This is a genomic window from Mesorhizobium sp. M7A.T.Ca.US.000.02.2.1, assembly GCF_003996995.1.
Lineage (GTDB): Bacteria > Pseudomonadota > Alphaproteobacteria > Rhizobiales > Rhizobiaceae > Mesorhizobium.
In genome coordinates this window covers 22,938-32,073 of record NZ_RZTT01000012.1, presented here as the reverse complement: position 1 = coordinate 32,073, position 9,136 = coordinate 22,938, and the positions used below count along the sequence as shown (strand labels likewise).

The 9,136-nt window shown below is 66.2% G+C and carries 8 protein-coding genes; 2 read left to right on the top strand and 6 right to left on the bottom strand.

Annotation, left to right across the window (positions count from 1 at the left end; all coding sequences use genetic code 11):
- The coding region (locus EOD15_RS35635; RefSeq protein ID WP_185928965.1) for a hypothetical protein at positions 1–234 on the top strand (234 nt) is incomplete at its 5' end.
- Between the two features lie 48 nt (positions 235–282).
- Here the strand turns inward: EOD15_RS35635 and EOD15_RS02650 are convergent.
- From EOD15_RS02650 to cysK, 6 genes are all read right to left on the bottom strand, one after another.
- A complete protein-coding gene (locus tag EOD15_RS02650; RefSeq protein WP_127318993.1) occupies positions 283–2,325 on the bottom strand; it encodes a hydantoinase/oxoprolinase family protein in 2,043 nt (680 codons plus the stop codon).
- A gap of 249 nt (positions 2,326–2,574) precedes the next feature.
- Positions 2,575–3,201 (bottom strand): CDGSH iron-sulfur domain-containing protein, encoded by a 627-nt coding sequence (locus tag EOD15_RS02645; RefSeq protein ID WP_127318991.1) that lies wholly within the window; start codon positions 3,199–3,201, stop codon positions 2,575–2,577.
- A 113-nt stretch (positions 3,202–3,314) separates the two neighbouring features.
- On the bottom strand, positions 3,315–3,686 hold the full coding sequence (locus EOD15_RS02640; protein WP_027040247.1) for a hypothetical protein: 372 nt from the start codon (positions 3,684–3,686) through the stop codon (positions 3,315–3,317).
- A gap of 125 nt (positions 3,687–3,811) precedes the next feature.
- The gene (locus EOD15_RS02635) at positions 3,812–4,168 is read right to left on the bottom strand and encodes a hypothetical protein (RefSeq protein ID WP_127318989.1); all 357 of its coding nucleotides are present in this window, start codon (positions 4,166–4,168) and stop codon (positions 3,812–3,814) included.
- Between the two features lie 49 nt (positions 4,169–4,217).
- Positions 4,218–5,705 (bottom strand): aspartate aminotransferase family protein, encoded by a 1,488-nt coding sequence (locus EOD15_RS02630; protein ID WP_127318987.1) that lies wholly within the window; start codon positions 5,703–5,705, stop codon positions 4,218–4,220.
- A gap of 13 nt (positions 5,706–5,718) precedes the next feature.
- Positions 5,719–6,807, bottom strand: a complete 1,089-nt coding sequence (gene cysK / locus EOD15_RS02625; protein WP_127318985.1) for a cysteine synthase A — start codon at positions 6,805–6,807, stop codon at positions 5,719–5,721.
- Positions 6,808–7,061: 254 nt separating this feature from the next.
- On the opposite strand from cysK, the gene EOD15_RS02620 reads away from it, so the two are divergent.
- Positions 7,062–9,050, top strand: a complete 1,989-nt coding sequence (locus EOD15_RS02620) for a BTAD domain-containing putative transcriptional regulator (protein ID WP_127408269.1) — start codon at positions 7,062–7,064, stop codon at positions 9,048–9,050.
- Positions 9,051–9,136: the final 86 nt, after the last annotated feature.

Sequence of the window (9,136 nt, the reverse complement as noted above, 5' to 3'; positions counted from 1 at the left end):
GGGTGGACGGCCAATCTGAAAGAGAAAACGATCAACGGGGAACAGGCCTTGATCGGAAATGGCAATTGGCCCGGATCGACATCGGCAAGCGCCAAGGCCCGAGCCCTGTCGGCAGCCTTCAAGCTTCATCAGGACAAGCTGTTTTTGATCATGCAAATCGTGGACCCGAACGGCAGTCGAATACGGGTACACGCGGTGTTCGAGCGACTTGCCGTGTCCAAATCCTCGATTTGACGGCTGCGATGCGCATTTGCTTGAATGCGCCAACCGGTTTTCACGACATCAAACCGCAATCCTTGGCCTTCCCGAGGCCACCGCCACCACATGCGCCTCGATGAACATGCGCTGGGCTTCGACGGTCGAGACCCGGAATTCGGTGGCGACGTCGATCTCGGCGCTGTCGGTGCCGGCCTCCATAGCGCGCTCCGCGACGATGGCGCGGACATCGGCCTCGGCCGCCGCGATAGCCGTCGCCTCGTCGAGGAAATCGCGCACGGTCTCGCCCGAGGCGAGACGAAACAGCCCTTCTATGGGCTGGCTGACCCGCGCCTCGGCCGAAACCCTGACCTGGCCGACGACGGCGCCAAGCGCGTTGGCGACATCGGTATCCCTGGGCACCACGCAGTCATTGCCGATCAGCGGCGGCAGCCCGGCATAGTGCAGCGGCGCCGAGGCGCCGAGGCCGATGACCGGGCGGTCGAGCGCAACGCTCAGGCGGGCGATGCCGGGATGCGCGTCGACGGCGCGCTGCACCAGGGCGTGCGCCACCGTCGACGCGCCATCGAGCCCATCCTCGGCAAAGGCGGTCTCGAGGATATATTCGGCCGACCAGCGCGTCAGCGTCACCAGCACCCGTTCCGAGATCGCTTCCGGCGAAGCTGCGATGTTCTGGCCACGGCCGTCACGCTTGCGGGCGAACAGTTCGGCGCCGAGGCGCGCGGCAACGGGATCCCAGTTCGCCTGCTTGCCGAGCACGTGGGCAGCGTCCGACGGGGTGAAGCCGGCGACATGCACCAGCCCGCGCGACACCAGCCGGTTCAGCGTCGCGTTCTGGGCGTTCGAGGTCAAAAGCCTGTCGACGGCGAGCGGCACGGCACCAATGGCCTCGTAAAGCCTGGCTTCGGCGCCGGTCAGGCCGGCGGCGAGCCGGTCGGGCACGCCGGTGCGCACCGCGAAACGGCCGTCCATGCGGCCAGGATTGGGTGCGCGCAGCTGGCGCTCCAGCTCTGAAATCACCGCTACGCCATGCGCGATGCCGGCCAGCGCCAACGGCACCAGTCTGCGCGGCCCGAGCAGGATCCTGGGATTGAGCGCGCCATCTTCCAGCGCCACTTCGGAATCGCCGCCGAGGCCGAAGGTGCGCATGGCGACAGCCTCGACCATGGTGCGGAAGCCGCCGACGGTGGCGCCTTCCGGATCGAGCCTGGGACGGCCGCCATCGAGCACGGCGACGTCGGTTGTGGTGCCGCCGATGTCGGACACCACGGCGTTGTCGAGCCCGGTCATGTGGCGGGCCCCGACGAGGCTGGCGGCCGCGCCGGACAGAATGGTCTCGATCGGCCGCTGGCGGGCAAACGCCGCCGAAACCAGCGCGCCATCGCCGCGCACGACCATCAGGGGTGCCGCGATGTTGCGTTCTCCAAGAAAACCTTCGGTTGCCGCCACCAGCCGGTCGATCATCGAGATCAGCCTGGCGTTGAGCAAAGTGGTCAACGCCCGGCGCGGGCCGCCGAGCTTGGCCGACAACTCGTGGCTCGATGTGACCGGCAGACCTGTCTTTTCGCGGATCAGCTCGCGGGCGGCGATCTCATGCGCCGGATTGCGGGTGGCAAAATAGGCGCAGACGGCAAAGCCGGACACCGACGCGCCGAGTTCCGGCAGCATCGCTTCCAGCCCAGACAGGTCGAGCCTGGCGGCATTGCCGTGCACGTCGTGACCGCCCGGACAAAAAACCACCGGGTCGGTGCCGAGCGCGGCCTTGAGCCCGTCGCGGGCGAGGTCGCCCTCGGAGAAGCCGATCATCACCAGCGCGACGCGGCCGCCCTGTCCCTCGACCAGCGCGTTGGTGGCCAGCGTCGTCGACATCGAGACCAGCTTGATCGCGGCCGGATCGGTGCCGGCCTTCCGCAGCACCGCGTCGACGGCACCTGAAATGCCGACGGCGAGATCATGCCGTGTGGTCAGCGCCTTGGCCTTGGCCAGCACCTTGCCCTTGTTCGGCCCTTCTTGCGGGCCTTCCGTTTCAGACCACAGCACGGCATCGGTATAGGTGCCGCCGGTGTCGATCCCGAGGAACAGCGGCTTTGGCTTGGTCTTGGCGGTCATTTTTGGCGGCGGTCCGGGTGGCAATTTATTTGTCCCTGCCATTAGCCGATACGGAGCGGGCGATAAAGTCGCGAGCGCTGGGCCACGGGTAATCTCCCCCCTCGAGGGGGAGATGTCGCCAAAGGCGACAGAGGGGGTCGGCACGACTGGATGCGACTTCATACGAGGCGAAAGAGGAAGCCAGCGCTCTACGCGAGATGACCCCCTCTGGCCTGCCGGCCATCTCCCCCTCAAGGAGGGAGATCGCAGCTACCCCACAAACCCCACCTTCTTGTGCGTCCCATCGCAGAACGGTTTGTTGGCGGAATGGCCGCAGCGGCAGAGGAAGGCGCGTTGCGTACGGTCGACCGTATGGCCGGTTCCGGTGACGATCTCGAGATTGCCCTCAAGCTTGAGCGGGCCATTGGTGGTCGGCGTCACTTTCAGCGGACCGTTCCTCGCTTCGAGCGCCAGCGTGTCCTTCAGCGGCGGCTCGCCGGTGGCGGCAAAACCGGATTTGTTGTGGCTGCCGTCGCAGAACGGCTTGTTCTCCGAAGCGCCGCAGCGGCAGAGCGTGGCACGATAAGAAGTCTCGCCGTCGAGCACGATCTCGGCGTGTACCGCCAGCGGGCCGTTTTCCCGCAGCCGCACCGTGTTGACCACCGGTGATTGCTCCTGCGGCCGGCCATCCTTCCTGACATAGGTGATGGCGCCCGAAGGGCAGCTCTCGGCGATGGCGATGATCTTCTCGACGCTGGCCGCCTCGGGATGGATCCATTGGCCCGGCGCGTTGGGCACGAAGACATGCGGATCGCCGAGCACGCAGTTGCGCGAATGGATGCAGCGCTTGCCGGAAAACCCGACGTCGATCTTATCGCTTTCGACCATGCCGGCCATAGCTGGGCTCCTTTTGCCTGAAGCACGTCGCGTCTGAACAGTTCGAGGCGGCGCGCGCTGGGTATTTGCACAGGCTATGGCTCCGGCCCGAAGACCGTCAAGCTGGCAAACGGTCAGGGGACCAGTTCGATCTCCTCGGTCTCGCCGCCGCTACAGGTGTAGCAGCAATCCTCGCATTTTTCCGTGTTGCCGGGACCGACGCCCCAATAGGTGCCCTCGTCGCCATCGACCCAGGCGCCGTAGCAAATCGATTCGCCCGCGTTGCAGGATATCGGCAGCTGCTTGGTCTCGCCGTCGTCGAGGAAATAGTCCTTGTCCTCGCCCGGCCAAACATAGTCGCGATCCTGGCTGTAGAGCTCGACGCGCATGGCGTTGGGGTGGCTGTTCTTGATGGCGAAGGTGACATCGTCGGCTTGCGCCGCCGACGCAACCAGCATGACGAAGGACAGCGCGGCCAGCATGCGGCGCGCATAGGCATGAAACATGATAACCCCCCGAATAAGCGGCCCACCCGGCCGCGGGGCGACCATTGCATGCAGCGCTGAATCGCGGAAGTGGACCGGACGGGCCGATCCCTGACTTAATTTGGGTCCAACGACACTTCCGCGCTCTAGGGCACCAGATCGATCGTCTCGGTCGAGTGTTCCACGCAGATGAAGCAGCAGGTGTCGCAGGGCTGGTCATTGTCCGGCCCGACGCCGGCCGAGAGGCTGTCATTGCCGTCAGCCCAGGCGCCATAGCAGATATGTTCGCCCTGATTGCAGGACAGCGGCACGGATTTCTGCGACTCGGGTTCGATCAGGAACACCTTGTCATTGCCCGGCCAGACCGTCTCACGGTCGCGACTGAACAGCTCGACCGCGACAGATTCCTTGCGCAGGTTCTTCACGAAGAAAGCCATGTCGGCGGCCTGCGCCGAGGCGGTGAAGACCAGCGCCGCCAGTGCAACCATACGAAACAGCGTCACGACCTGGATCTCCCGAATCATCGCGGCAGAATCGCATGCCTGCCCGTAACTAGGAAGGCGCGGAACCCTGCGTTGCGATCTCATGCCCCAGCCGCACCGTTTCATGCACCAGAAGGTCTAGATCCTCGCGCCGTGTGCGATGATTGGTGATCGCCACGCGCAACCAGTGCTCGCCATGCACCGTGGTGTCCGAAAGGGCCGCAATGCCCTGTTCCTGCAGCCGCAGCATGATCTCCGTGTTGAGCGCCTTAAGAGCCTCGCCTGTCAGACCGGGCTGATAGCGGAAGCAGACGATGTTGACGGTCGGCGATGCCGCCAGCTGCAACTGTGGCGCGGCCTCGATCAAGCCGGCAAGGTAGACAGCCTGGGCAATGTTCTGGTCGATCAGGCGGCCGAATTTCTCGACACCGTGCTCCTTCAGCGCCATCCACACCTTCAGCGCGCGAAAACCGCGCGACGTCTGCAGGCCGTAATCATGCAGCCATTCGCCGGAGGCGAGGCCGCGCGGCGTCGATTCCAGATATTCCGGCGTCACAGCGAAGGTTCCGCGATGCGCGGCGGCATCCCTGACCAGGGCGCAGCCGACCTCGAACGGCGCGTGCAGCCATTTGTGCGGATCGAGCGCGACCGAATCCGCCCGTTCGATGCCGGCGACGCGATGCGCGTTTTCAGGCGCAATGGCGATCAGTGCACCGATGCAGCCATCGACATGGAACCAGAGGCCTTCCTCATGTGCCAGCTTCGCAAGCGCCTGCAAATCGTCGATCGCCCCGGTGTTGACGGTGCCGGCCGTACCGATGACGCAGGCCGGCTTGAACCCTGCCGCGCGGTCCTCAGTGATCGCCGCACGCAAGGCAGCGATATCGATGCGCAGCCCGGCATCGGTCGGGATGCGGCGCAGTGCCCGGTTGCCGAGGCCGAGTGCCTCCATCGCCTTGCGGTGGCACGAGTGTATCTGCTCCGAGCCGTAGAAGCGCAGCGGCTTCTCGATGGCAGCAACGCCATGCTCGCGCACGTCGATGCCGGCCTTGACGTTGCGCGCCACGGTCAGCCCTATGATGTTGGCCATCGAGCCGCCGCTGACCAGCGTGCCGCCGGCAGAAGCTGGAAAGCCCAGCATCTCCTTGCACCAGTTCACCACCTGGCTGTCCATCAGCCCGGCGGCGTGGTTGCCGCCGCCGAGGTTCGAGCCCTGGATGGCCGCCAGGAAGTCGCCGAGCGCGCCGGTGAAGTTGCTCGACCCCATATACCAGGACCAGAAGCGCGGATGGATGTTGCCCATCGGATAGGACATCACCGTGCGCGAGACCTCGCCATAGACGGCGGCAAGCGGCGCCGGCGAGCGCGGCAGCGGCGCCGAGAAGGCCTCTCTCACATCGGCCGGCATCTCCCGCCAGACCGGGCGGTCGCGCACATCGCGGAGATAATCGACCGCATCGTCGATGACGCGGTGCGACAGGGCCTGCACATCGGCCCAGTCCAGGGGGTCGAGCGTTTCCTCGGCCACCAGGCCGAGGTTTTCTTGCATGGCGTCCATACCAGATCTCCCGTCAAGTCGCCGGGAACTGGCAGCCGGGCGTCGAGCGCGACAGGGCGGCCTCCTCGGCATCCATCTCGGCCTCGATCCCGTCGAACAGCGGCGTCGACATGTAGCGCTCGCCGGTGTCGGGCAGCATGCACAGGATCACCGCGCCGGCCGGCGCCTTCTCCGCGACCTGCCGTGCCACGGCGAAGGTGGCGCCGCCGGAAATGCCGGTGAAGATGCCCTCTTTCCGCGCCAATTCCCTGGCCCATTTGATGCCCTCGGGCCCGGCGATCGGCATCACCTCGTCATAGAGGCTGGTGTCGATCGCCTCCTGCAGCACGTTGGGGATGAAGTCCGGCGTCCAGCCCTGGATCGGGTGCGGCTCGAAGGCCGGATGGCTGGCGGCGGGGGCACCATCGGCGCCGCGCTGCTGGACCTTGCCGCTGCCGATGAGCTGCGCGTTGGCCGGCTCGGAGAGCACGATGCGGGTTTCCGGACGCTCGCGGCGCAGCACGCGCGCCACGCCCACCACCGTGCCGCCGGTGCCATAGCCGGTGACGAAGCAATCGAGCCGCGAGCCGGCGAAATCATTGACGATCTCGCGCGCCGTCGTCGCCTCGTGGATGGCGGCATTGGCGGCCGTCTCGAACTGGCGGGCGAGGAACCAGCCATTGGCCTCGGCCAGTTCCACCGCCTTCTTGTACATGCCGAAACCTTTTTCAGCGCGCGGCGTCAGCACCACTTTGGCGCCCAGCATGCGCATCAGCTTGCGGCGCTCGACCGAAAAACTGTCGGCCATGGTGACGACCAGCGGATAGCCCTTTTGCGCGCAGACCATGGCGAGGCCGATCCCGGTGTTGCCGCTGGTCGCCTCGACCACCGTCTGGCCCGGCTTCAGCGCACCGCTGCGCTCGCCCTCCTCGATGATGTTGAGCGCCAGCCGGTCCTTCACCGAGGCGCCGGGATTGAAGTACTCGGCCTTGACGTAGATCGTCGCGTGGGATGGTCCGAGATTGTTGATGCGAACCACCGGCGTGTCGCCGACGGTGTCGAGAATGCTGTCGAACAGGCGGCCGCGCCCGGCCGTGGTTCTAATCTTCTGCTGCTGCAACATCTTGGTCTCCTTGATTGTCATTGCGTCTTGTCTTCACGGGCCGGTTACAAACCGGCGGGTCGGGCGGCGAGGTTTGGTGACCTTGCCGCGCTAGGACTGACATGCCGCACAGCGGCAATGGCTGCATCCGGCGCTGAAATCCGCTGCCGGATGCGCCGTGTCGTGTTTGGTGATACAGGAGAGGCCGACAGGCCAGCGTGGGAGCAGGCGTGGAAACGCACGTGGAATCCAGCCGATCGAGGCCGGACGGCGACATGCCGGTCCTTTCCGTGCGCCTGCTCGGAACGCTGGCGATCTCCCGCAATGATGTGCCGGTTACGTTGCCGTCGTCACGCAAGCTGCGCGCTCTGTTGGCCTATCTGGCGCTGGCGCCGCATCCTGTCAGCCGCAGCCGTCTGTGCGAGCTGCTGTGGGATGTGCCGAACGATCCAAGGGGCGAGCTGCGCTGGTGCCTGAGCAAGCTGCGCGGCGCACTCGACGCGCCGGGCCGACCCCGGGTCGCGACACAGGGCGACACGGTCGCGCTGGATCTCAGCGATTGCCTGGTCGATGCGCTGGAGGTCAGCCAGGCCGCCAAGCAAGGGATCGGCAGCCTTGAGGTCGACCGCTTGCGGGCGCTGGCCAAACTGTTTGCCGGCGATTTCCTCGACGGGCTGGAGCTCGAGCGCAGCCCGCATTTCAACAGCTGGCTGATCGCGCAGCGCCGCCGCTTCAGCGCTTGCCATGCCGCCGTGCTGGAACGGCTTGTCGCGAGCCTGCCGGCGCATAGTGAGGAGGCGATCGCCCATCTCGACACATGGGTGGAACTGGCGCCGTTCGACACGCGTGCGCATGCAGCACTGCTGACCGGTCTGGCAGGGCGCGGCGAGGCCGGCGCGGCAGAGCAGCACCTGGCTTCGGCGGAGCGATTGTTCCGGTCGGAGGAGCTCGATTTCGCACCGCTTCGCGCGGCCTGGCGGGCGATCCGTGACCGACAGTCGGCCACCTCGCTTCGGGCGGCCTGCCAGTCCACGCTATCGCCACTGGTGGCCACCATGCCCACCGTACCCGGCCCGGTCGAGCCCAGCCACGCGTCGCTGGCGGTGATGCCGTTTGTCGAGGAGAGCGGCGGCACGCGCGGCGGATTGGCCGATGGTTTCACCCACGACATCATCACCCGCCTGGCCAAGCTCAGGGATTTCTTCGTCATCGCGCGCGGATCGGTGTTTGCACTGGCCGAGAAGAACATCGCGCCCGAGGATGCCGGCCGGCGGCTGAATGTCGACTATGTCGCCACTGGCACGGTACGCAGCCCGGCCGGCCGCCTCATCGTCAGCGTCGAACTGATCGAGGTTCGCAGCGCCAGGATCGTCTGGGCCGAGACGTTCGAGCGCAGGCCCGATGACGTCTTTTCCGTGCTCGACGACATCGGCAACAGCATCGTCTCCTCGATCTCGGCCGAGATCGAAACCGTCGAGCGCAACCGCGCCATGCTGAAGGCGCCCAGCTCGCTCAACGCCTGGGAGGCCTACCATCGCGGCCTCTGGCACATGTACCGCTTCACCCAGGCGGAAAACGAACAGGCGCGGCATTTCTTTGCCCAGGCCTTGCAGCTCGACCCGACCTTTGCCCGCGCCTATGCCGGCCTGTCCTTCACCCACTGGCAGAACGCCTTCCAGCGCTGGGGCGACCGCGACCGCGAAAGCGCGCTGGCCTTCGAGAGCGCCGGACACAGCCTGCTGGTCGACGACCACAATCCGGCCGCGCATTGGGCGATGGGCCGGGCGCTGTGGCTGCGCGGCGAGCAGGACGGTTCGCTGTTCGAACTCGAGCGAGCTGTCGATCTCAGCCCCAACTTCGCGCTCGGCCACTACGCGCTGTCCTTCGTGCATTCGCAGTCGGGCGACCCGCGAGCGGCGATAGGCTCTTCGGATCACTCGCGCCATCTCAGCCCGTTCGACCCGCTGCTGTTCGGCATGCTGGGCGCACGCGCCATGGCGCATGTCCGGCTCGGCCAGTTCGCGGAAGCGGCCGAATGGGCGCTGAAGGCGGCGGCGCGGCCCAACGCCCACGCCATCATACTGGCGATCGCCGCGCACTGCCTGGCGCTGGCCGGACGGCTCGAAGAGGCGCGCGGCTTCGCCGCCGCCATCCGCAAGACAAGGCCGGACTATTGCGCCGACGATTTCATCGGCACCTTCCGCTTCGAACCGGACGCCGTGGCGCTGTTCCGGCAGGGCGCCAGGCTTATCGGGCTGAACTGAAGCCTGGCATCGCCATCTCTGGGATCGCCCGGGAATTTCGCCTCAATTCCGCTGGGTTAACGAAGTCGGAAGGAGTTGTTTAACCG

Bases quoted from the DNA above. Each gene is read 5' to 3' on its own strand.
- EOD15_RS02650 (WP_127318993.1), bottom strand. From the start codon at position 2,325: ATGACCGCCAAGACCAAGCCAAAGCCGCTGTTCCTCGGGATCGACACC.
- EOD15_RS02645 (WP_127318991.1), bottom strand. From the start codon at position 3,201: ATGGCCGGCATGGTCGAAAGCGATAAGATCGACGTCGGGTTTTCCGGC.
- EOD15_RS02640 (WP_027040247.1), bottom strand. From the start codon at position 3,686: ATGTTTCATGCCTATGCGCGCCGCATGCTGGCCGCGCTGTCCTTCGTC.
- EOD15_RS02630 (WP_127318987.1), bottom strand. From the start codon at position 5,705: ATGGACGCCATGCAAGAAAACCTCGGCCTGGTGGCCGAGGAAACGCTC.
- cysK (WP_127318985.1), bottom strand. From the start codon at position 6,807: ATGTTGCAGCAGCAGAAGATTAGAACCACGGCCGGGCGCGGCCGCCTG.
- EOD15_RS02620 (WP_127408269.1), top strand. From the start codon at position 7,062: ATGCCGGTCCTTTCCGTGCGCCTGCTCGGAACGCTGGCGATCTCCCGC.